Origin of the sequence: Thermorhabdus hydrogeniformans (assembly GCF_049310025.1) — a bacterium.
GTDB lineage: Bacteria > Bacillota > Thermosediminibacteria > Thermosediminibacterales > Tepidanaerobacteraceae > JBJYKD01.
This window is the reverse complement of record NZ_JBJYKD010000002.1, coordinates 24747-48725: the sequence shown is the minus strand read 5'-3', so window position 1 is coordinate 48725 and position 23979 is coordinate 24747. Positions and strand designations below refer to the sequence as shown.

The 23979-nt window shown below is 45.1% G+C and carries 25 protein-coding genes; all 25 read left to right on the top strand.

The window, feature by feature from the left end; all coding sequences use genetic code 11:
• Window positions 1-18 precede the first annotated feature (18 nt).
• The 25 genes from trpS to ACKX14_RS01065 all read left to right on the top strand — a co-directional run bounded on the left by trpS (window position 19) and on the right by ACKX14_RS01065 (window position 23979).
• On the top strand, window positions 19-1002 hold the full coding sequence (trpS, locus tag ACKX14_RS01185; RefSeq protein WP_422443831.1) for a tryptophan--tRNA ligase: 984 nt from the start codon (window positions 19-21) through the stop codon (window positions 1000-1002).
• 15 nt (window positions 1003-1017) lie between these two features.
• Window positions 1018-1761: a segregation and condensation protein A gene (locus tag ACKX14_RS01180; RefSeq protein WP_422443829.1), complete on the top strand. Its 744-nt coding sequence runs from the start codon at window positions 1018-1020 to the stop codon at window positions 1759-1761.
• Window positions 1761-2267, top strand: a complete 507-nt coding sequence (scpB, locus tag ACKX14_RS01175; RefSeq protein ID WP_422443827.1) for an SMC-Scp complex subunit ScpB — start codon at window positions 1761-1763, stop codon at window positions 2265-2267. Before ACKX14_RS01180 ends, scpB begins: the two co-directional genes overlap by 1 nt.
• Window positions 2268-2326: 59 nt before the next feature.
• Entirely contained in the window at window positions 2327-2998 is a 672-nt protein-coding gene (locus ACKX14_RS01170; RefSeq protein WP_422443825.1) for a DUF2953 domain-containing protein, read from the top strand.
• Window positions 2979-3395, top strand: a complete 417-nt coding sequence (ytfJ, locus tag ACKX14_RS01165) for a GerW family sporulation protein (protein WP_422443823.1) — start codon at window positions 2979-2981, stop codon at window positions 3393-3395. The genes ACKX14_RS01170 and ytfJ overlap by 20 nt, the downstream gene beginning before the upstream one ends.
• 76 nt (window positions 3396-3471) lie before the next feature.
• Complete coding sequence (locus tag ACKX14_RS01160; RefSeq protein ID WP_422443821.1) at window positions 3472-3870, top strand: nucleoside triphosphate pyrophosphohydrolase family protein; 399 nt, start codon at window positions 3472-3474, stop codon at window positions 3868-3870.
• A gap of 84 nt (window positions 3871-3954) precedes the next feature.
• The gene (locus ACKX14_RS01155) at window positions 3955-5097 is read left to right on the top strand and encodes a D-alanyl-D-alanine carboxypeptidase family protein (protein WP_422443820.1); all 1143 of its coding nucleotides are present in this window, start codon (window positions 3955-3957) and stop codon (window positions 5095-5097) included.
• Between the two features lie 91 nt (window positions 5098-5188).
• The gene (locus ACKX14_RS01150) at window positions 5189-6733 is read left to right on the top strand and encodes a M1 family metallopeptidase (RefSeq protein ID WP_422443818.1); all 1545 of its coding nucleotides are present in this window, start codon (window positions 5189-5191) and stop codon (window positions 6731-6733) included.
• 130 nt (window positions 6734-6863) lie between these two features.
• Window positions 6864-7286, top strand: coding sequence for a DUF6917 domain-containing protein (locus tag ACKX14_RS01145; RefSeq protein WP_422443816.1), 423 nt, complete (start codon window positions 6864-6866; stop codon window positions 7284-7286).
• 127 nt (window positions 7287-7413) lie between these two features.
• Window positions 7414-7872, top strand: coding sequence for a RidA family protein (locus ACKX14_RS01140; protein ID WP_422443814.1), 459 nt, complete (start codon window positions 7414-7416; stop codon window positions 7870-7872).
• 22 nt (window positions 7873-7894) lie between these two features.
• Window positions 7895-9361, top strand: a complete 1467-nt coding sequence (locus ACKX14_RS01135) for a hypothetical protein (protein ID WP_422443812.1) — start codon at window positions 7895-7897, stop codon at window positions 9359-9361.
• A gap of 64 nt (window positions 9362-9425) precedes the next feature.
• A complete protein-coding gene (locus tag ACKX14_RS01130; protein WP_422443811.1) occupies window positions 9426-10709 on the top strand; it encodes an FAD-dependent oxidoreductase in 1284 nt (427 codons plus the stop codon).
• Between the two features lie 78 nt (window positions 10710-10787).
• Entirely contained in the window at window positions 10788-12170 is a 1383-nt protein-coding gene (locus ACKX14_RS01125) for a hypothetical protein (RefSeq protein ID WP_422443809.1), read from the top strand.
• Between the two features lie 384 nt (window positions 12171-12554).
• Window positions 12555-13304, top strand: coding sequence for an FCD domain-containing protein (locus ACKX14_RS01120; RefSeq protein ID WP_422443807.1), 750 nt, complete (start codon window positions 12555-12557; stop codon window positions 13302-13304).
• A 143-nt stretch (window positions 13305-13447) separates the two neighbouring features.
• Entirely contained in the window at window positions 13448-13678 is a 231-nt protein-coding gene (locus ACKX14_RS01115; protein WP_422443805.1) for a hypothetical protein, read from the top strand.
• Window positions 13679-13697: 19 nt separating this feature from the next.
• Window positions 13698-15515 (top strand): cobalamin B12-binding domain-containing protein, encoded by a 1818-nt coding sequence (locus ACKX14_RS01110; RefSeq protein ID WP_422443803.1) that lies wholly within the window; start codon window positions 13698-13700, stop codon window positions 15513-15515.
• Between the two features lie 17 nt (window positions 15516-15532).
• On the top strand, window positions 15533-16609 hold the full coding sequence (gene kamB / locus ACKX14_RS01105; protein ID WP_422443801.1) for a lysine 5,6-aminomutase reactivase subunit KamB: 1077 nt from the start codon (window positions 15533-15535) through the stop codon (window positions 16607-16609).
• Window positions 16610-16636: 27 nt separating this feature from the next.
• Complete coding sequence (locus ACKX14_RS01100) at window positions 16637-17320, top strand: NAD(P)-binding domain-containing protein (protein WP_422443799.1); 684 nt, start codon at window positions 16637-16639, stop codon at window positions 17318-17320.
• A 96-nt stretch (window positions 17321-17416) separates the two neighbouring features.
• On the top strand, window positions 17417-18382 hold the full coding sequence (locus ACKX14_RS01095; RefSeq protein ID WP_422443797.1) for a sulfide/dihydroorotate dehydrogenase-like FAD/NAD-binding protein: 966 nt from the start codon (window positions 17417-17419) through the stop codon (window positions 18380-18382).
• A complete protein-coding gene (locus ACKX14_RS01090) occupies window positions 18375-19688 on the top strand; it encodes an FAD-dependent oxidoreductase (protein WP_422443795.1) in 1314 nt (437 codons plus the stop codon). The genes ACKX14_RS01095 and ACKX14_RS01090 overlap by 8 nt, the downstream gene beginning before the upstream one ends.
• A 25-nt stretch (window positions 19689-19713) precedes the next feature.
• Entirely contained in the window at window positions 19714-20427 is a 714-nt protein-coding gene (locus ACKX14_RS01085; RefSeq protein WP_422443793.1) for a pseudouridine synthase, read from the top strand.
• A gap of 19 nt (window positions 20428-20446) precedes the next feature.
• Window positions 20447-20908, top strand: coding sequence for a GNAT family N-acetyltransferase (locus tag ACKX14_RS01080; protein ID WP_422443791.1), 462 nt, complete (start codon window positions 20447-20449; stop codon window positions 20906-20908).
• Window positions 20909-21024: 116 nt separating this feature from the next.
• Complete coding sequence (gene speE, locus ACKX14_RS01075) at window positions 21025-21849, top strand: polyamine aminopropyltransferase (protein ID WP_422443789.1); 825 nt, start codon at window positions 21025-21027, stop codon at window positions 21847-21849.
• 12 nt (window positions 21850-21861) lie between these two features.
• Entirely contained in the window at window positions 21862-22725 is an 864-nt protein-coding gene (gene speB / locus ACKX14_RS01070) for an agmatinase (protein WP_422443787.1), read from the top strand.
• Between the two features lie 15 nt (window positions 22726-22740).
• Window positions 22741-23979, top strand: coding sequence for an ABC transporter ATP-binding protein (locus ACKX14_RS01065; protein WP_422443785.1), 1239 nt, complete (start codon window positions 22741-22743; stop codon window positions 23977-23979).

Genomic DNA, 23979 nt, shown 5'->3' with positions numbered 1-23979 from the left:
CAGGGAGGAGTTTTACAAATGAAAGGACATAGAGTTTTTAGCGGAATGAGGCCCACGGGGCGCCTGCACATGGGGAATATGATGGGCGCTCTGACAAATTGGGTAAAGCTGCAGGATGAATGTGAGTGCTATTTTGCGGTGGTGGACTGGCACGCCCTGACCACAGGATATGAAGACACCGCAAACATTAAAAATAACATAAGAGAGATGGTCATCGACTGGATAAGCTGTGGCCTTGACCCGGACAAATGCGTCATATTCGTTCAGTCTCATGTAAAACAACACGCTGAACTGCATCTTTTGCTTTCCATGATTACCCCCCTTTCGTGGCTCGAAAGGTGTCCAACGTACAAAGACCAGCTAAAACAACTGGAGAGCAGGCAAATAAACACGTACGGTTTCCTGGGATATCCGGTTTTGATGGCGGCGGATATACTGGCGTATAAAGCCGACAGGATTCCCGTGGGGGAAGACCAGGAACCGCATCTTGAACTGGCCAGGGAAATTGTAAGGAGATTTAACTATCTGTACGGGCCTGTTTTCCCGGAACCGCAATCCATCCATACCGAGGTTAAGGTGCTGCCGGGGATAGACGGCAGGAAGATGAGCAAAAGCTACGACAACTACATTGAAGCTTCAGCCACACCGGATGTAATAAGTGCAAAGGTCAGGATGATGGTTACCGACCCGGCCAGAATAAGAAAAAACGACCCCGGTCATCCGGATGTATGCAGTGTTTATGCCTTTTACAAGGCTTTTGACGAGGAGGAAAACATCAGGGAATTAAAGGAAACCTGCGGAAAAGGCCTTATAGGATGCGTGGAATGCAAAAAAAGACTGGCAAATTTAATTATAGAAAAGACCGAGCCGATTCGCATGAAAAGGAAGGTGTATGAAAGAGATCCGGGATTGATAGACGACATATTAATACAGGGGGCGAACAAAGCGAGGCTTGTAGCGGAAAAAACTCTGCAAGAGGTAAGAGAAGCCATGAAAATTTAAACCAAGGGTGAAAACATGGCGTTAAATGTTAAGCTGGAAGCATTCGAGGGCCCTTTTGATCTTTTGTTTCACCTCATAGAAAAAAATCAGATAGATATTTACGACATACCTATTGCGGAGCTTACGGATCAGTATATAAGCTACCTTCAAGACCTGGATGAAAAAGAGCTTGATTTGGCCAGCGAGTTTTTAGTGATGGCGGCCACTTTGCTCAGCATAAAATCAAAGATGCTGCTGCCCGTGCCCAAAGACAATCAGGTGCAGCTCGAACTGGCGGTCGGGGAAGATGATCTGGACCCGAGAGAAGAACTGGTGGATAAGCTGGTGGAATATAAAAAGTTTAAGGATATAGCTTTAATTTTGAGAGAAAAAGAAGAAGAGCAGAGTAAAATATTTAAAAGGCCGCCTGAAGATTTGTCCTTTTTGTGGCCTGAAGGCTTTTCCATATCGGAAGTTACCTTAAAAGACCTGGTCATGGCTTTTTCGGACCTGATGAAGAGAAAGACCAGGGAGAATAAAGTCCATACAGTTTTAAAAGACCCTGTGCCGCTGGAAAAAAAGATAAGAGAGGTTTTTCAAGTTGTTTCCCGCAGCAAGGCGGGCGTATTTTTCAGCAGGTTATTTGACCACCGGCATTCAAGAGTCGAACTTATAGTGACTTTTCTTGCCGTGCTTGAACTTATAAAGATGAACAGAATAAAAGCGATTCAGGAGAGACTCTTTGGGGAAATCGTCCTTGTTTACAAGGGGGACCGTTAATGGAAATTAAAAAGGCAATGGGAATTATAGAGGGAATCCTGTTCGCATCCGGGGATCCGGTTGGAATAGACGAGTTGTCCAAAGCTCTTGGAATGACCAAAGAAGAGATAGCCGGTTGCATTTGCGAACTGGAAGAAGAATACAACTCTCCCGACAGGGGGATAATGATATCGAGGGTTGGAGAAAAAGTCCGGTTGACTACCAAACCTGAAGTTTATTCATACATAGAGAACATCTTCAAGCCGAAAGTAAGAGCCCAACTTTCAAGAGCCGCCCTGGAAACGCTGGCTATAATTATGTTTAAACAGCCTGTCACCAGGACCGAAATTGAAGCAATAAGAGGAGTAAATGCCGAAAAAGCCTTGAACAGTCTTATTGAAAAAAACCTGATTTGCGAAATGGGGCGCATGGATGCCCCCGGGAGGCCTATTTTGTACGGTATAACCCAGCAGTGTATGGAATATTTCGGATTGAGGTCTATCGAAGACATCCCGGTTCCAAATTAAAAATGTATTATTCAGCATGTTTTTCCGTAAACTAAGAGAAAAAGTTAAGGTGGCTCGAGTTGATATACATAATAATTTTTTTAACTTTTTCTCTTTTTATTTTATCGCCGGTCACATTTAAATTTGTTTTCAATAAAACGGCTTCTGATGAATTTACGGAAGTAGCAATGGTGTATTTAGGAATTGTAAAGCTCGATTTACAAATACCCCAAATGAAACTTGACATCAAAAACCTTGTTCCTTTTGCAACTCTGAGGCTGAATTTTCCCGCAAATAAAGAAAAAGTTGTGGTATCCCCGCTGAGGATGAAAATTCGCCTCTTTATTCATTTTCTTTTAAGTGCTTATTTGCAAATAAAAAGGTTTGACAAAGCAGTGAGATTATTTTTAAAAACCGTCAAAGTGAGAAAGGTTTATCTGACAGTTAAATTCGGTAACGAAGATCCCGCAGCCGGCGGGGTGATGGCCGGTGGGCTGTGGGGCTTTATTTACTTTGTTTTAAGCCTCATGTCGCATTTTCTGGACGCCGGCGGAGCCTCAATCATGGTAGACGTCCACCCGGAGTTTTTAAAAGCCGAGCCGGTCCAAATGGAGTTTAAAGGTATATTTCAATTCAGAGTAGGCCATATTATTATTGCGAGCATAGCAGTTCTTCTATTATGGGCTTTTTCTAAAAAGCGATACAGGAAAAAACTTGAGGGAGCGACGAGTTATGGAGGGTCATCCAATTGAAAGTTTGATGAAAACTGCGATGGAAAGCATAAAAGAAATGGTGGACGTTAATACAATTGTGGGGGATACGGTGGAAACGCCGGACGGAAGCGTTATAATTCCGGTTTCCCGGGTGACTTTCGGCTTTGCGGCCGGCGGGGGAGAATTCGATATGAAGGGCTCCCAGGACGGCGACAGAGGCGGCCAGCAGAAAATGCCCTTTGGCGGGGGCAGCGGTGCGGGAGTCTCGGTTCAGCCTGTAGCCTTTATGGTGGTGGGCCAGGGGCAGATAAGACTTTTGCCCGTTAACCAGAACGCCATGATAGAAAGGATTATTGATATCGCGCCCCAGATACTGGATCAAATAAAGAATATTATAAGAAGGGACAGGGAACACATTACGGTCCAGGCCAGATAGCCGGACCGTTTTTTTATTGAAAAAAATAGCAGTAAACGTTAATATAATGTATAGACGCTGGGAAGAGGGGATAAAATTGGAACTTACAAAAGCCTTAGATCTAATATGGGAAAACAGAAAATACCAAACTACCGATCCGAAGGAAGCAGTCAGCCACTTGAATGAAGAAGTGGCGGAATCATTAAAGGCGCTTCTCCGGAATGAAATTGACAAGGCCAAAAGGGAGCTGGAAGACGCCCTTTCCTGTCTCTTCATAGCCTTGAAAGTTCTTAATATTAATCCGGAGGAGGCCGTAATGCGCCAGGTGGCTCAAATGAAGGAAAGGCACGGCAAGCTTATGATTTTTAAAAAAGATAAAGTGGAGATATATGTCAACGGGGTATTAAAGGGCGGCTGGTCTATATGGAGTGAAGAAGACATCAAGGAAGCGGAAAAGATTGCAAAAGAATTCGGATGCAACATTCAATACGTATAAGTTTTAAACTGGCAAACCCTCCAGCTATTATCAGAATTAAATTATGTCTTTGACAAAAAATATGTTTAGCTGGAGGTTTTCTTTATGCCTAAAAAAATTCTTGTATGTTTGTTGGTTGTTCTATTGTGGTTGAACTGTTTGAATTTCTGGAGCGCATGCGCAAAAGCTGAAAATACTTCGCTGAATGTCAACGCTGGAGCGTATGTTCTGATGGATGCAATTACAGGGAGGGTGTTGATAGAAAATAATTCAGAAGAGAGAAGAGCCATGGCAAGCACCACAAAAATAATGACCGCCATAATAGCGCTGGAAAGAGGAGACCTTACTTCAAAAGTAAGGGTCAGCGGTAGAGCTTCCGCCGTAAGGGGATCTTCATTCCGGCTTGAGCCCGGGGAGGAAATGTCTCTGGAAAGCATGCTTTACGGACTTTTATTGCCGTCGGGCAATGATGCCGCGGTGGCAATAGCCGAACATATAGGGGGAAGTGTAGAAAATTTTGTAAAATTAATGAATCAAAAGGCCCTGGAAATAGGTGCGGTAAACACGCATTTTATGAATCCTCACGGGCTGGATGCTCCGGGGCATTATACCACTGCAAAAGATCTGGCTTTAATAGCCCGCTATGCGCTGACCATGCCTAAATTCAGGGAAATCGTTAAAACGCCCCAAAAAGAGATACTGGAAGGCAATTTTCCGCGGAGGCTTTACAATACCAATAAGCTGCTGTGGAGATTCGAGGGGGCGGATGGGGTAAAGACCGGTTATACCGGGAAAGCGGGCAAGTGCCTGGTGGCTTCGGCCACAAGGGATGGCATTCAATTAATATCGGTGGTTTTGGGAACCCGTGACCATTTCGGCAATTCTTTCAACCTTTTGAGTTACGGTTTTTCCCGTTTTAAACCTCTTGAAGTGGTGAATGAAGGAAAAATCTATGGAGAAATTATTGTTGAAAATGGCGTAATCGACAAATCCCCGCTGGCGGCGAAATACGATGTTTTGCTGCCTGTGGAAAAAGGAGAAACCGTAAACTTAAGGGCGGTAACTCCGGATAAAATAAAAGCCCCCGTATATAAAGGTCAGGAGATAGGCGAATTGCACATATATATAAACGGCAAGCCGGTATACAAAACGCCTCTCGTGGCCGTTTGGGATATAAGAGAAAAGACTTTGTTCGATACACTGTATAAAATATTGCGGCAATGGCTTTCATTGAATGGGGCACTTTAAAGTGCTTTTTTTACTTTATTTTTGACAAATTTGGTATAAAATTATTATGAAATTAGATAGATCTCATGTTTTTATGATGGGAGGATTGAGTTTGAAAAGATTAATTAGATTCGGCTTATTACTGCTGGTGCTGTTTGCAACTGTCTTTTTAATTTTCAGTTATACTTCCGCCACTTTCAAAAACATTTTAAATTCCGGCGACAGGATGGTAAAATATAACAGCGATCAGAGGCTCTTCCCCGAAACTAAAGATATTTCCGAAAACGTTTACTTAATAAAGGCCGCATATAACGGACAAAATAGGATTGAAGCCGAAATGGAATTAACTTATATAAATAAAACAGGGGCGGTTTTAAAAGAGCTGTATTTTCACCTCTATCCCAACTACTTTTCATCCCGGGAAAAATTACCCTTTTTTAAAGAACATTTAGATAAAATATATCCCAACGGCTTTCATCCCGGCCGTGCTCAGATATCCGAGGTGAAACAGGACGGAAGGCCTTCAGACTGGGAATCTCTCGAAGATTCCCGCATTGTAAAAATTCCCCTGGAGCGCCCCTTGAACCCCGGAGAAACCAAAAACATATATATTAAATTTAATCTTGTGGTGCCGGAAGCCAAATACAGGTTTGGTTATCAGAAAACGGGAGATAATATAACCGTTTCACTGGGAAACTGGTATCCGATTCTGGCCGTTTATAAAGACGAGCACTGGCATCTCGATAAATACCATGGAATCGGAGATCCTTTTTACAGCGAAATTTCAGATTATACGGTGGAGTTCACCGTGCCTAAAGGTTTTACCGTTGCGGCTTCCGGTATCTTAAGAGGGGAATACGCCGAAGATTCAACGGTTACATATGTGTTTTCCGCCGAAAAAGTGCGGGATTTTGCCTTGAGTGTAAGCAACAATTATGAAACGGTCGATGATATGGTAGACGGCACAAGAATTATTTCTTATTTTTATCCCCGTGATAAAAAGGGAGGCATGCAGGCTCTGGACATAGCGAAGCACGCCGTGGCAATATTCAATGAATACTTCGGAAAATACCCTTATGCGGAACTGAGGCTGGCGGAGGCCAATTTCTACTTCGGGGGAATGGAATACCCTACTTTTATCATGATAGATGACAGAAAATACCGGGAACCCCTTCTGTCCAACACATCTTTTGAAAGGACTGTGGCTCACGAAGTGGCCCACCAGTGGTGGTACGGCGTTGTGGGGAACGATGAGGTAAACGAGCCGTGGCTGGATGAAGGCCTGGCCCAATTTTCCTCCCAGATTTATTTTGAAAAAAGGTACGGCGAGGCCGGACGGGAGGCGTATTACAACAATCAGATAAAACCTTTCTTAAACACAATAAAAAAAAGCAAGAAATCCATTTTAGATCCCCTCTTTTCTTTCTCAAATAATACTGAATACTACAGCATAATTTACGTCAAAGGGGCAATGTTTTATGAAGAGCTAAAAGCGAAAATAGGGGAACGCGACTTGATGGACTTTTTAAAAAGCTATTTTGAGACTTATAAATATAAAAATGTAAGTGTCGACGAATTCGTTCGGTTTCTTAAAAGCAAGAATTATCCGGGCCTTGATGAGACTTTTTACAACAAATGGCTTTCCAAAGTCAAATAAGGTTTTGTAGGTATAACAGGAAAAAGGAGAGGAAAAACTAAAAAAAATTTTACAGGCAAGAAGGATTTTCAATTAAGATGTAGAATACTTATAACAAGGTATAGCTCATCAATGATGAGGAGGCATGTCGATGACCGACCCGTATAAGAAAGGGATGTTCAAGTCAAACCCCTATACAAAGAAAAAAGCATTAAAGGGCAATCTGGTAGCAGTGCTGGATGGAAAATACGAAGACCGTGGTCTGAAATTGATAGCCCAGCCTTCGCGCTGTCTGCTGGCGGGCGAAGTTCATGAAATGATATTGACCGACGAGGACAAAGGTCCCGGTGATCTTGTCAACAGAATCGCGTACATAGGTTTTTTTGAAGTAAAAGAGAGTACGGTCACAGTTGTCGGAGACGAGGTAAAAGTGGGCGGAAAAGTGATCGGAAAAGTTGCGGGGTTTGATGAAACCCATATGCCCAACCACTACAACATTGTCGTAAAAGGCGATAATCGCATTTCCGGCAGTGAAAGAGGATTGGAGCTTGATGAAGAAGTTATAATTGGCTAATTCGACGTACGCGTGCCGCAAAAGCAACTTTACAGAAAAATAAAAAGTAAGTTGCGCGTTTTTTCAGTGCAGAATAAAACACTTTTTGCACATAAATTTGGAATAATTTTGAAGGGAGGTGCTAAACATGTCTTTTGAGAAAAAGCTTCAGGAACTGGGCATAGTTGTACCTGAACCACCGAAACCTGTCGCGGCTTATGTTCCCGGAGTAAAGGTGGATAAGTATATATACACCGCCGGACAGATTCCTTTTGTAAACGGAGAATTGAAATACAAAGGAAAAGTCGGTAAAGACGTTTCTGTGGAAGATGCTTATGAAGCAGCCAAAATCTGTGCTCTTAACTGCCTCGGCATAGTCAAATCTCTGGCCGGAAACCTTGACAATGTAGAAAAAATTGTAAAGGTGGTCGGTTATGTGAACAGCGCCGAAGGATTTAATCAGCAGCCCAAAGTAATAAACGGAGCTTCAGAACTTTTGGGCCAGATTTTTGGCGAAGCAGGGGTGCATGCCCGTTCGGCCGTGGGCGTAAGTGAGTTGCCCATGGACGCCGCGTGCGAAGTAGAGCTTATAGTAAAGCTAAAATAATTTTTTCAGGAGGAAAGTTAAAATGGCAAGATTCACAAAGAAATTTGAGATGTACAGACATTTGCAGGCCAACATAGGAAACATATACGCCGAAGCGCGGAAAGCCGCCGACGAGATCGGTATTCCGCCCGAGCTTCGGGGCAAGTTCGGCCTTACGGGAGCTATTTCGGGATGTCCCTCTCCACTGACAAAAAAAGTCAGGGAAGCTTTAGACAAGGGCAGCACAGAGGTCATCCCTCTGGCGAAACTGGTCGATGAAATTCGAGCGGTGGTAAAAGATGTATACGGCGATGAATACGATGTGGCGCCGGTAAATACATGTGAAGCGGGATTGTGGGTCGCCTTTGACTGCTTATTTACCCCTCCCATGCAGGGAAGAGGTGACAACTACCAGGCAAGGTACATTATTCCTTATGAGAAACATCTTCATCATCATGGCGCCTACGGCAGGCCTTTCCCCGGTAGATTCAAGGATATCTTTGCCGACAGGGGAGCCACCGCCGGAGAATTGGGATTTTACGGCAAGCGCCAGAACAACCTGAGCGTATATATAGTGCCGCTGGTGGGGGCCGATTATTCGGTTCATGGAATCAAATACCATCCGACTATTCAGTTGACCAAGGTTGACCCAGAAGCGTCAGCCAAAAAGATAAAAACCGTAGCCGAGAGGCACGCATCCATGTTGACGGGCATTACTTCGCTGGGATATGATACGCCGGGATACGGATATGGAGTCAAGGATACCGACGGAACGCCCGTCCTGCAGAAGAGATTGGCCGAAATAGCCCATGAATTTGATGTACCGTATGTCGTGGACAATGCCTGGGGTGTGCCATTTATTGGACATGACATAAGGAAGAGCGGCGCCGATGTTGTCATCTACAGCATGGATAAAGCCAGTGAATCCACCACCGCCGGCTTGATAATCGGCAAAGAGGAATATATGGTTCCCATCAGGCGGGCACTGGGTATGCACGGCGACAGGTATGGTACCACCGCTTCCTACGGGAAGGCGGCATACGTTACCCAGGATCCCGGGAAAGAGGCGCTACTGGGCGTGCTGGCTGCATTAAAAGAATTGAGAGACAACCCCGAGGAACTCACAAAACCGGTGGATGATCTTTACAACATTGTAAAAGAGGAATTTGACCAGATTCACCCCAAGATTAAGAAAGGCTTGATAATCACCAAATCTTATAACTCGAGAGCCGTTGAAATCAACTATGAAAATACGTGGAACAACGGCGAATTGGGATTCCCGATCTTCTCCATCGAGGATATGTATGCAGGAAGCCAGATTCTGCAAACAGGAACCTCACAAATGGGCGTAATCCCCACCGTTGCCTATGACGCCAATATTCTGGTTTCACCGGGGCTGGGCACCACCGATGAAAACGGACAGATCATCGAGAAAACCACAAGATATGCGGTTAAAGCACTGGTCAAATTGATGGAAATTGTGGCCAAGTACAGCGGATTTCTTGATTAAAAAATAAAAATGCCAGAGGAGTATTACTCCTTTGGCATTTTGCAAAAAAAATGGAGGGAAAGCGATGCCAAAAGTAGTGGTGATTGGTGGAGGATGGGCCGGTTCCGCAGCAGCCCTTGCTGCAAAAAAAGCCGGTGCCGATGTGGTTTTGCTGGAGAGAACCGACATGCTGCTCGGGACAGGCCTGGTTGGGGGAATTATGCGGAACAACGGCAGGTTTACCGCAGCGGAAGAAATGATTGCAATGGGCGGCGGGGAATTGTTCCAGGTTACGGATAGCGTGGCCCGGCACAAAAATATAGAATTTCCTGGCCATAAACACGCAACTCTTTACGATGTGGCAAAAGTAGAACCTGCAGTAAAAAAAGTCCTCTTAGATGCCGGCGTCGACGTGCATACCGAAAGCAGGGTTAAAGATGTGGAAGCCGACGGAAACAGGATAAAAGCGGTGATAACTGATGCCGATGAAAGATTTGAGGGGGACGTATTTGTGGAGTGTACCGGTACGGCGGGTCCCCAGGGCAATTGCACAAAATACGGCAATGGATGCGCAATGTGCATTTACAGGTGCCCCAGCTACGGGCCGAGAGTAAGTATTGCCGCCAAAATGGGTGTGAAGGAGATGATGGCCAAAAAGGCCGACGGAACTTACGGTGCCATGAGCGGTTCCTGCAAGCTCCATAAGGATTCCCTTTCAAAGGACATCGTCGATAAGCTCAACTCTACCGGCGTTGCGGTAATACCGGTCCCCGAAGAAGTTAGGGAGGGAGCGGATATACTCAACAAGAAAGCGTGCCAGCAGTACGCGTTGAAGGAGTTTATTGAAAATGTTGTTCTTCTTGATACGGGGCATGCAAAATTGATGACGCCGTTTTTCCCTCTCAACAATCTGAGGCGCATACCCGGTTTTGAAAACGCCAGGTATGAAGATCCCTACGCCGGAAATATCGGCAATTCCATGAGATATTTGGCCATTTCGCCCAGGGATAATTATTTGAAGACCCAGGGTGTTGAAAACCTTTTCTGCGGAGGGGAAAAGGCTGGGCCTCTGGTGGGCCACACCGAGGCCATCTGCACCGGGACTCTGGCCGGAGCCAATGCCGTTCGCTATGCCGCGGGTAAAAAACTGGTGCAAATTCCTACGGAACTGGCTGTGGGTGACGCCATTGCCTACGTGGGAGAACAAATGAAGACGGAAGAAGGCATTTCAAAAAAATATACTTTCTCCGGTTCGGTTTACTTTGAAAGGATGAAGCAGTTGGGCTTGTACACCACCGATGTTGGCGAAATACGGCAAAGGGTTGAAAAAGCCGGAATGAGCAACTTTTTCAACCAGAAAGTCGTATAAAATCGTTCATTATAGAGCAATATAAAAAAGGGGTCGTCTGATGACCCCTTTTATTTTTATTTTGGAGGGAAAAATATAATGGTTCAACTTTCGACTATACACTGGGTATATTTTGGAATGGTAATACTCATAATCACAACCATGGCTCTGCGAAGAGATACGGTTTTACCTTGTATTGTCGGAATATTGCTGGTGGGCTTCGTATCCACCGGCAACCTGTGGAGGGCGGTTCAAATCCTGTTTAATGCGTTAATTGCGGCGGGAACGGAATTTTTGGGACTAATAACCGTCATTGGCCTGGTGGTGGCCATGTCAAAAGCCATGGGGGATGTAGGAAGCGACTACCTCATAATGAGTCCGGCGGCAAGAATAATGGTCAATGCAGATGTAGCCTTTTGGGTGCTGGGCTTCGTCATGTTGATAGTAACTTTGTTTATATGGCCTTCACCGGCGGTGGCTTTGATAGGAGCCATAATGCTTCCCATCGCCGTCAGAGGAGGCCTTTCGGTAATGGGCGCGGCAGTGGCCATGAACATTTTTGGCCACGGTCTGGGTCTGTCCGGAGATTATGTGATCCAGGGTGCGCCGGCCATAACAGCCAAAGCTGCGGGTTTTGCCAATGCGACACCGGTTATGAGCGCCAGTTTTCCATTATGGCTTACCATGGGTATAGTAACCACCATCCTGTCTTATATTTTTGTAAAGCGGGATTTAAAACGAAAAGACAAAGACGAGGCTCATCGTCTGGTCTATGAAAAAGCGGATGAAAAACAAAAAGAAAAGCGTTACTCTTTCGCGTCCTATTTGGGAGCCGCCTTATTTATCATATTGTTTCTCGTAGACATCTTTTTACTGATTAGATTTAAATTGAGGGGTGGGGATGCCACTGCTTTGATTGGGGGGACCGCTCTTATCATCACAGCGGTCATTGCCGTTTCGGGTTTTGGGGCCGAGGCCCTGGAAAAAATCACCGATTATGTTAGAGAAGGCTTTTTATTTGGAATGAAAGTTTTTGCGCCTGTAATCGTCATCGGGGGATTTTTTTTCCTGGGCTCCGAATCCACCGCGAAAGCCATTCTCGGGCCGCAGGCCACCGGGTTGCTTTCGGATCTTGGGATAGCTTTATCCCAATCGGTACCGTTGAGCAAGGTGCCGGTCGCCTTTATACAGATGATAATAGGAGGAATAACGGGATTGGACGGTTCGGGCTTTTCCGGGCTGCCCCTGGTGGGTTCTCTCGCCCAAACATTCAGCACCGCAATCCATGCAGATAAAGCCACTCTTGGGGCGCTCGGCCAAATATCCGCCATATGGGTGGGAGGAGGGACGATAATCCCGTGGGGAATAATACCCGTCGCCGCTATTACCGGGGTGGACCCCAATGACCTTGCTAGAAAAAATTTTATTCCGGTCATTGTGGGTTTAATAGTTACCACCATAGTGGCAATCTTTTTGCTGTAGAAAGGGTCACGTATCTGCAACTGGATGGGGAGAGTACCTGGATTTTTCAAATTCTCCGGTGTAAAAGAAAGGGAGAAGCTCGAAGGAGATTTTCTTCTTCCGTCATTCCGGCATAAAATTTCAATGACCTTTTCAATTCGGTAAATCGGAATTTGCTTATGCAATTCATTAGTGCTTCCGACTGTCAAAATTCAGGGCGGAAGCAACGTCTTTATAAATGCCGTCGATTTTCCGGCCGCTCTCGATGCAATACTGTTTCAATAATTCAATCTGTAAAAGAATCTCTGATATCCCTATTTATTTTTTAAAAAATGTTTTTTTTAAAGTAAAATTAAGGTATAATTAAAACAAAAATCTTTTTTAATATAATTGTGGGGGTAAAAAATGTTACCGGAGCGGCAGCGACTTATATATTTGATTTTAAAAATTATTTCCAATTCTCAGCTCCCGGTCGGTTCGGGGTATATACGGGACAATTTGAAACTTCAGGGTATAGAAATCAGCGAGGCTACCGCGGGAAGAATATTAAGGGAACTGGACACCGAGGGATACACCGAAAAAGTTGGTTTTAAAGGCAGAACTTTAACGAGTAATGGCAAACAGAAACTAAAGGAACTGGACCATGAATTCAAGATAAACCATTACGGAAATGAGCTGGTAAATGTAATTAAAGTTACAGGGCGACAGGAGCTGCTGGATATTCTGACAGCCAGAAAGGCCATAGAAGGCCAGCTGGCAAAACTGGCGGCCCAATTTATCACAAAAAAGGAAATTCAAGAATTGCATGAAATTATCAAAAGTCAGCAAAAACATGTACAGGAAGGAGTTTCTATCGCCGAAGATGATGTAAAGTTTCACAAGCTTATCGCCCAGGCGGCAAAAAACAGGGTTCTGGATGCAGCTCTGGATCTCATAAGGCAGCACGGACAGCTTTCACCCATCCTTGAGTTTATAAGGAAAGAAGTGCGGAGCACTGTGCTTTTAGACCATAAAAACATTTACGAGGCTATCGTTTCAAGAAATTCAGAACTGGCTGAAAAAGCCATGACGTTGCACATAGAAAATCTCATGAGCGATGTGCAGAAGTACTGGGAGAGCGCGTATAAAGACGAAATGGAGAAAGAAAAAATTTAAACGCTTCCAAATTGATTTATGGTAATTTATTTGTTAAAATTAAAATAAAGTCAATTAGAGGTTTTTATTAATATTGTTTTTATTAATATTTATTTATTTTTACCCATCACCACTCATCTATGATGAGCATAGGAGGTAAAAAAATGTCAAAAGTCCTGGAAAGGGTAATGGATGCCGTTGATCTAGAAACTTTCCTGGTATGCAGGGATGAAGAAGAAGCCAAAAAGCTTTCTATGGAACTGATGAGCGAACTGGGCTTTAAGGATGTGAGTATTGTGTTTTTACAACATCAGGGTCCCGGCGCGAGAGTTAGGATTAGGGGCTATATCTATAAGCCAGGCGACAGGTACGGCTGGCTCTTTGACAAAGAATGAATGAATTGGAGGGTTATATATGTCATCGGCAAAAAAGAAAGTGCTTCTGGCACCCCTTGACCCGGTGCATGACATAGGGTTGAAGATGATAAAGAGAGGGCTGGAACAGGCCGGTCACGATACCCTGCTACTGCCGCCGGATTACTCTCAAGAGGAGATAATAAAGGCCGTTATTGACAACGATGTGGATGTGGTTCTGGTGAGCAGGACGCTGGGCTACGGTGTCGCGGAGATACTCGGAAAATTCATTGATCTGGCAGAAGCCGCCGGCATCAGGGAAAAGGTCAAGATAGGAATTGGAGGTATGGCCATTAAACCTGAGCTTGCCGCCGAACTGGGCTTTGACGCAGGTTTCGGCCCGGGCACTACCGTCGAGGAAGCGGTGGCTTTTGTCGAGGGCAGAGAGTATGCACCCGAAGAAGTTGGAGGCAAAAAAAAGAAGAAAGATTTAACCCGGGGATACGACTATTCTTTCAAGAACAAAAAAATCGAAAAACTGCTGGATGATATAGTCGACGGAATACTCGATTACGTGAAGGATAAAACCAGCAGTGCGGTGCTGAGAGCCGAAATCCGCCGAAAGATCCTTGAGAGTACCAGCGAGTCTGAAAAAATTAAGCTAAAAGCAGAATACGGCAAGCTATGCGACGAAATGGTGAAAGCTTTTTATGAATCTGGCAAATTCAGGGAAAAGACCAGGCCTTTGACGGATATTGAAGTAAAGGCCCTGGGTGAGTATGTGGAAGAAGTAAACTCAAGGATAAATCCCTTAATTTTGCAGCATATCGATAAAAACCCCGTGGTATTCATCCAGTACGGGACCGGGTGCCCCTTTATGGATATAGCCCATATAAAATCCTGCGAGGCATGGGGGGCCGACGGTGTTGTGCATTTTGACCCCTCTTGGGGCGCCAGGACCGAAGGTTTTTTTGAAGGATATATAACACACGAAGAAGACGGGTCTGTTATAACATACGAAAACCTGAAGAGAATAAAAGACTCGTTGAGTCCCTTTACTTTATGGCAGGTCAGGGCCCACAGGGGGCTCAACACACCCGAAACGGTCTTGCTGGCAGGCAAAATCGGTGCGGATCTTACAAAAATTAATATTGCTTACGGTTCTTTGGGAGGCGGTACCGACCCGGAAAGATTGACTGTAGATGCGGTGGCGGCCATAAAGTACGCAGCGGAATTTAATATGCCTTTTGACGTGGTGACAAATGAGGAGCTTTGCGGTGTGCCAGCGCACAAAGCCTTTGCCGGCATGCTCATCGTATCAAAACTCGGATTAAGATTGGGAGGCAAACCCATTCTCCAACCCCTTTTCTGCTATTCTCCCGAGGTTATGATAAGCGGCCAGATGAGGGACAATTACGTAGACTTCAACGCCGCAAAAATCATTTGTCTAAGGAACATTGTAAACGCTCCCATATGGTGTGGAGCCCCTATAGGTTTTCTGACACAGACAGAGGATCGCGTGCAGTCGTCGCTGATGACCGCTTTGCATGCGTCTTTAGCCTCTTCGCTGGGCGTGGACGGTATTTCCATCGCATCGGCTGATGAGGCCTTTTCCGGGGGCCCGATTTCCGTACCGGCCCGGATCGACACCTTGAGAGCAACCCAGTCGGCTTTTAGATTTTTTGGAAATTCAGCTATCACGCCAACCCCGGCTGCGGAAAAATGGGCAAAAGAGATGGAAGAAGGTATAGAGCAAGTTCTTGAAAATGTGGCCAAAAACGGCAATTTTGTGGAGGCGCTGTATAAAGGCCTGTTGGGGAGCAGGGAGGAAGGAGCATACCCGGGCAGGGCCGGCAGGGGCACTGTAATTAAGCTGTAATTTGCGGGGGACGAAAAATGAACATGATAATAGGGGCGGCGGGGACCGCAAAAAACACCGGTAAAACCACCACAACTTCCGCCATTCTGGGCGAGCTGGACAAAAAAAATATATCGGTAGGTCTGACCAGCATCGGTTATGACGGCGAAGAGGTGGATAACATAACGGGGTTGCCCAAACCCCGTCTTCTATTGAAAAAAGGGACCGTTATAGCTACGGCCCAGAAATGCCTTCAAGCCGGAACGGCGGAATTGCAAATTATAGAAGCCACCGGTATTATGACACCTCTAGGCAGGATAATAATCTCCGTGGTAAAGGAAGAGGGAACGGCCGTAATTGCCGGCCCGAATAAAAGCAGTGAATTGAGTCTTATATTGAAAATACTGATACAAAAAACTGGTTGTGAATTCGTTATGGTTGACGGCGCACTCAACAGGATGGCCCCAATGGTGGAGACCGACGGCATCATCCTGGCCACCGGTGCTGCCAGAAATAATGATATAGATGAACTGGTAAAAGAAACGAAGGCCCTTTATGAATTGTTCAACCTTCCCGAAGCCACCGATGCCGAAAAAAGTATGGTTGCGAATGTCAACAAGATATCGATAATTTATGATGAAAAACAGAAGCATACCCTGGGGTATGCGGCCCTGATTGACAGGTCCACCGTTGATGAGATAAGGGATAAACTTGAAGATGCGCCAATGGTTTATATACCCGCCGTTCTTCCAGAGACGATGCTTAAAGAATTGAACGGTGCATTGGGAGAATTATGGGCAAAAAAGACGTTAATTATAAAGGACCCGATAAAGTTGATCGTGGGCGGAAACCCGGGAGGCATAATTGATGAGGTGCGGAAAATACTGGATATGGGAGGTTGCGTTAAAGTCCAAAAAAAATTGCCCATCTTGGCCGTCACCGTAAATCCTTTTTATCCACTTTACAGATATGACGGCAACAACTATGAACCGGGATATGTGGACAAAAATGAATTGAAATCAAAGATGAAGGCGGCCGTTCCCATTCCGGTGGTTGACGTCGTGGCGGACGGTCCATTGGAACTTGTAAAGTCATTGAGCATACAACAAAAATAATTTTATGGTCGGCGGGAGGTAGAGGTTATGGAAACGGTGGCTATAGTGGGAGCGGGTCGAATGGGAAGCCTGATCGCCCGGAAAATTTCACCGCACTATAATTTAATATTAATAGACAGCAATATGCGCCGCTGCGGCATGCTGGCAAAAGAGCTCGGTGGAATAGCGACGACGGAGTATTCTTTTATATCCGAGGCGGATTTTATAATAATTGCCCTTCCGGCTTCAGCCATATCCCCAGCTCTGGAAAAAGCCCGGTCTTTTCTGAAGTCGGGGCAGATTTTGATAAATATTTCCACTGACAAGGAGACGGATTCTTTGACGTCAATCAGAGGCCTTTGCGAGCCGGTTTCGGCGAAAATTATAGGCCACGCGTTGCAAATAGATTCGGGGGAACTCCCGCTTGTCGTAATAGACGGGAAAGATGAGAAAATTAAAAATAAGGTTGCGGAGATCTTTGGAAGAATAGGAGTTGTAACTTTTGGCCCGGAAAAACTGGTGAGGCAGATCAATAACATAGCCAGCGAAGAAGGAATAAGAGCGGCTTTAAATATCCAAAAAAGGTTGAAAGAATTGGACATCCCCGATGAATACATAAGTTTCGCCATCAGAAATGTGGCATGCGGCACTATGAACGCTTTTGCTCTTGGTGATGCCGGGCCATTTGCTCAAAAAATCATAAATGAATTGAAGAAAGAAGGCGGCAACTGATTCCCGATGGAATCAGTTGTTTTTTATTCACTTATTTTACCCCTGCGGAATACACTATTAATGTACTTTATTCTTTTTACAAAAGAGGTGTATAATATGGCTTTAAATTACTATTGCGTAGACGCCGCATCGCCTTATTGCCCGTGCCATCTGGCCGAGATGGACAGCTGTCTTGTCTGCTCTATGCTGCAGGGCAAAGAACTCTGCGACTGCAGGTGGCAGGGGATATGCGTTTACCACGAATACATTTGGGCCGGAAAAAGAGTGGAAAAGGAGAGAAAGAAGATTTTTGCCAGGTTGACCGGGAAAAAGGTATTATCCGACGGACTGGCCATCCTTAAAGTATTTGTGCATCACGGCAGCCTTCTAAAGGATTTTAACCAGCCGGGTGCCTTTGCTTTTTTAAGAGCGGCTGACTCGCCGGAGTTTTACGATGTTCCCCTCTGCGTCATGGACGTGGATGAGGAAAATGGAACGCTGACTTTTGCATTGCATATAATAGGCCCAAAAACCAGAGCTCTGGCCAGGGCCGAAAAAGAGGTGATCCTGCGGGGCCCTTACTGGAATGGTTTGTTTGGACTAAAGTATGTAAAATCGAGTATCGGCAAACGCTGGTTACTGGTGGGTAAAGGCATAGGCCAGGCTTCACTGGTGCCTGTGGCCAAAAACCTGGTGAGGGGAAACAATAGAATAACCGCGTTTCTCGATCCCGGAGGAATAAAGGTAAATCTGGCAGAAGAAATCCTTAAAGAATTTGGTGTCAACTTAAGTACCATTGATTTGTCAAATACATTCGCCAGAAACAGGATAAAGGAGATAATTGTTGGAGGCTCGGTAGATTACGTTTACAGCGCCGGGTCGGACACCCAGCACATGTTAATACAGAACATCATAAATAAAAGTAACCGTCAAATACCACTGGCGATATCAAACAACCATCAGTTGTGCTGTGGTGAAGGAATATGCGGCAGCTGTGAAGGTCTTATAGACGGCCAGCTGGTACACATGTGCAAAATGCAATTAGATAGCAAAAACATTTTAAGGGGGTTCAAAAATGCCTAGAGTGATAGTGATAGGCGGAGGATGGGCCGGATGCGGAGCGGCACTGGCGGCAAGAAAGGCCGGGGCCGATGTTACAATTCTGGAAAAGACCGACATGCTCCTGGGTTGCGGACTCGTCGGAGGCATAATCAGGAACAACGGCCGTTTTACCGCCGCGGAAGAAGCCATTGCCTTGGGGGCGGGGGAACTTTTCCAGATAGCTGATGCCACCGCAAGACACAGGAACGTTGATTTTCCCGGTCACAGGCATGCGACTTTATACGATGTAAAAAAAATAGAACCGCGGGTTCGCGGTTTTCTACTGGATATGGGTATAAGGATAAACTTTAAATCCAGAGTGGTGGATGTAGATATAGATGGCAGTATCATAAAAGGTGTGGTCCTGGCGGACGATGGGGTTGTCGAAGGCGACGTATTTATTGAAACCACCGGCTCCTCTGGTCCGATGGGAAACTGCCTGAAATACGGCAACGGATGTTCAATGTGCATTCAGCGCTGTCCGGCTTTCGGCCCCAGGGTGAGCATAAGCAAAAAAGCCGGAGTTGAAGACCTGGTCGGGAAAAGGTCCCATGATATTTACGGAGCCATGAGCGGTTCCTGCAAACTGAACAAGGAGACTTTGGGGGAGAATATACGGAGAGAATTAGAAGAAAAAGGAGTTGCAGTTGTAAAAATCCCCGCCGAATTTATCCGCAGGGAAAAGCTATCGATGAAAGTATGCCAGCAATACGCCTTTGAAGAATACGCAGAAAACATCGTGCTTCTGGATACAGGTTATGCCAAGCTTATGACACCCTTTTTCCCATTGGAGGAATTAAGAAAAATCGAGGGTTTTGAAAATGCAAGGTATGAAGATCCTTACGCTGCCGGCAGGGGAAATTCTATTCGATATATGTCTATGGCGCCGCGAGACGATTTTATGCAGGTAAAAGGCGTCGACAACCTTTTCTGCGCAGGGGAAAAGGCCGGACCTTTTGTAGGTCATACTGAAGCCATATGCACGGGGCTACTGGCCGGGCACAACAGCGTCCGCAAATGCATGGGGATGGACCTTCTAAAACTGCCAGGGCAGCTTGCCATCGGCGACATAATAACCTTTGTAAATGAACAGATAAAAACCGAAGAAGGATTATATAAAAGATTCACTTTTGCCGGTTCCGTTTATTTCGAGAGAATGAAACAGCTGGGATTATACGAAACCAGGCCGGAGACCATAGAAAAGAAGGTATTTAATTTGGGTTTGAGAGGAATTTTTAACGAAAATCTTGTATTGAAGAAGGAAAATGGCATGAAATGTATAATATAGGACTTTAAAAAGGAGAGTTTTGAAATTGGAGATAAGACTTCAAAAGTTTCTGGCGGATGCCGGTGTTGCTTCCCGAAGGGCTGCTGAAAATTTAATCCTCCAGGGAAAGGTCCAGGTCAATGGCAGGATAATAAGAAAACTGGGCACCAAAGTAGACCCTGAGGTGGATGAAATAAAGGTGGATGGAGAAATTGTCCGGGCAAATCCTCATTATATCTATATATTGATGAATAAACCCAAAGGCGTGATAACCACCGTAAAAGACCCCTTCGGGAGGCCCACTGTTTTAAGCATGTTGAAGGGAATAAAACAACGGGTATATCCGGTCGGGCGTTTGGACAAGGATACGGAAGGTCTTTTGATTTTGACGAATGACGGAAATCTGGCCTACAGGCTCACCCACCCCAAGCATGAGGTGGAAAAAACTTACGTGGCGCAGGTGGAAGGGATCGTCAATGAAACCCAGTTGAAAGCTCTGGAAAGGGGCGTTGTGCTGGAAGATGGGAAAACGGCTCCGGCAAGGGTAAGAATATTGAGGGTTGGAGAAAACCAAACAGTATTGGAGATAAAGATCCACGAGGGCCGGAAACGGCAGGTCAGGCGCATGTGTGATGCCATAGGGCACCCCGTAATAAACCTCAAAAGAACGCACGTAGGCGAACTTTCGCTCAATGGCTTAAAGCCCGGACGCTGGAGGTTTATGACCAAAAGTGAAATAGAATATCTAAAAAATCTATGAGGAGGAGGCCTAAGTTGGATTGATTATTATCCGCAGGGCTTTGCACGAAGAAAAAGAAAACGTAAAAGAAATATTGAAAGAGGCCGATTTGTCCACTGCCGGTGTAGACGAACATTTTTCGAATTTCATGGTTGTGGAAAGAGACGGGTGTGTTATAGGGACGGCGGGGTTGGAAATTTATGGTGATGTGGCTATTTTAAGGTCTGTCGCCATCCTTCCTGAATTCCGCCGTCAGGGCATGGGGGACGGGCTGGTAAGGGCGATGATTAATTTTGCCGATCGAAGAAATATAAAGCAAATATACCTTTTTACTCAAACAGCCCGGAAATTCTTTGAAAAGTTTGGTTTTAAAGCGATACCAAAGGAATGCATCGATGAAAGATGCAGAAGCTCCGGTGAAGCCGGGCTCTGTCCGACTGGTGCTACCGCCATGGCGCTTGATATTCGGAAGTTCTTTGACACTCTCCGCTGCAGTAAATGAACAACCCGTTTGACATCGAAAAAGCGCATGCCTCGGATATATTTGAATATTTTATGTATATTTGATATAATTTTCCCGAAGTACAAGGAAATCAAAGGGTATATGAGGTGAACTATATGGAACTGTGGTTTTCGGAATATCAGTCAAAAAATGTCAGATTTTCCTTCCGTGTAAAAGAAGTATTATCATCTCAAAAGACTCCCTATCAAAATCTTGCGGTTTTGGAAACCGAGGAACTGGGGAGGGTTCTCACCCTGGATGACGTAGTGCAGCTTACAACAAAAGATGAGTTCATATATCACGAGATGATGGCGCATGTACCTCTTTTCACCCACGGAGCCCCTAAAAGGGTCCTGGTAATAGGGGGAGGAGACGGTGGGACCATCAGGGAAGTTTTGAAGCACCCTGTAAAAGAAGCACATCTGGTGGAGATTGACGAACAAGTCATAGAGGCCTCTAAGAAGTTTTTCCCTTCTGTGAGCTGTGGATTTGCAGACCCAAGGGCCAGAATTTTTTGCGAAGACGGGATAGAATTCGTAAAAAAGCACGGGGGCTATGATGTGATAATTATAGATTCCACTGATCCTTTGGGCCCTGCCGTCGGCCTTTTTTCCAGGGAGTTTTATCAAAATGTATACGATGCTTTAAATGAGGACGGCATTATGGTGGCGCAAACCGAATCACCTTTTTTCTACCCTGATTTTATAAAGCGGGTACACAAAGACATTTCATCGATTTTCCCATATACCCGTATTTATACCGCAGTAATTCCCACTTATCCCGGAGCCTTCTGGACCTTTACCATGGGGTCGAAGGCCGTGGATCCCCTTGTGAAAGAAGTTGACGGGATCCCTGACATCGGTACCAGGTATTATTCAAACCAGATTCATAAAAGTTGTTTTGTACTTCCTCCATTTTTAAAAAATATGATTTCAAATTAGGTGAGGACAGCCGTGAAAGAACCGGAATATTTACTGGATCATGGCGGATTTTTAGGTGCAACAAAGGAATACGGCAAAGCCAGAGCCGTGATCTTCGGTGTACCGATGGATTTTACCGTAAGCTTCCGGCCCGGTGCCCGGATGGGGCCCCGGAAAATACGTGAGGTATCCTACGGCCTGGAAGATTACAGTATCTATGCCGGGGGTTCTTTGAAAGACGTGCATTTTTTTGATGCTGGAGATGTAGACATACCCTTTGGCAATGTAGAAAGAAGCCTTGATATAATAGAACGGGTTACCGCAAGGCTACTGGATGACGGTAAAATCCCGGTGGTTTTGGGGGGAGAGCATCTTATAAGCTATCCTGTAATCAAACAGGTGGCAAGAAGATGCCCCGATTTGGTGGTTGTACACTTCGATGCCCATGCGGATTTGAGGGATACCTTTTTCGGGGAGAGTTTATCGCACGCCACAGTTATGCGCAGGGTTTACGAGCATGTCGGAGAAAAGCGTCTATACCAATTCGGAATAAGATCGGGGATAAAAGATGAATTTGATTTTGCAAAAAAGCACACCAATATGTATCCCCTTGAAGTAGTTGAGCCTTTTAAAAACGTATATGATGACTTAAAGGGCAAACCCGTATATGTTACTCTGGACATAGATGTGGTAGACCCCGCTTTCGCTCCCGGAACGGGGACCCCAGAGCCGGGTGGTTGCAGTTCTCGGGAGATACTGAAAGTTATATCACTTTTAAGAGAATTAAAGGTCGTGGGGTTTGATCTGGTAGAGGTTTCGCCGGCAGCCGACTTATCTGAAAGGACATCTTTACTTGCCGCAAAGATTTTACGTGAAGTTTTAATAGCCCTGGGCTAAGGTGATCGTATGTCTGTGTTGTTAAAAGTTGAAGATCTTGGTTTTAGGTTTAATGATGTAGATGTGCTTAAGGACATAAATTTTGAATTAAGCACGGGGGAGTTTATCGGCATATTGGGGCCCAACGGGTGCGGTAAGACCACTTTATTAAACAATATAAACAACTGGCTAAAACCTTTTAAGGGGCATGTGTACATAGGCGATCAGAATATCCTGAAACTAAAGCCAAAGAAATTGGCGAAGCATGTGGCCACGGTTCCACAGGAAGCCTCTATGGAAATGGGTTTTACGGTCGAGCAGGTAGTTATGATGGGAAGAAACCCCTATTTGAGGAGTCTTGAGAAAGAAAGCCAGCGGGATTATAACGCTGTGGAAGAGGCTATGAAACTGATGGACGTGTGGCATTTAAGGGATAAACCGGTTAACCTGTTGAGCGGCGGCGAAAAGCAAAGGGTTTTAATTGCGCGGGCTCTTGCCCAGCAACCCGAATTACTGCTTTTGGACGAACCCACTTCCCACCTCGATATAAATTATCAATGGGAACTACTCGGACTTATAAAAAAGCTTTGCGCAACAAAGAACCTGGCTATAATTGCCGTGCTTCATGACATTAATCTGGCGGCGGCATTTTGTGACAAGATAATTCTTTTACGGGATCATAAAATATTCAAAATGGGACCGGTAAATGATGTGATAAATGAAAAAAACATTAAAGAAGTATTTAATATAGATGCCCGGGTAAGTTTTAACAGGGAAACCCTCAGGCCCGTAATTGTGTTTTTAAAAAATACAGACAGAATTGATGTACCAAAGCCCTTTCAAAAACTTCATGTCGTTTGTGGGGGAGGAGAAGGGGAGAGGTTGCTTTTTTATTTGGGCCGGAGAGGTTATGAGGTTTCAACGGGTGTTTTAAATACAGGCGATACCGACTGGAAGGCCGCAAAACAATTGGGATTTTCGGTGGTCGAGGAACTGCCTTTTTCCCATATTTCCGACGAAAAGATAATGGAAAACAAGCTGTATATAGAGCGGGCCGAGGCCGTAATTCTGGCTAATATTCCCTTCGGGCCCGGTAATCTAAAAAACCTGAAATGCCTGAGAGATACAGTCGGAGAAAAAAAGATATTTATAATAGAGGAAAAGCCTATAGAGTTAAGGGATTACACCGGCGGTCAAGCTTCGAAAATCTACATCGAATTAAGAAAAAGCGCCGTAATATTTAATTCTATAAATGAACTTAAGAGTTTTTTTTAA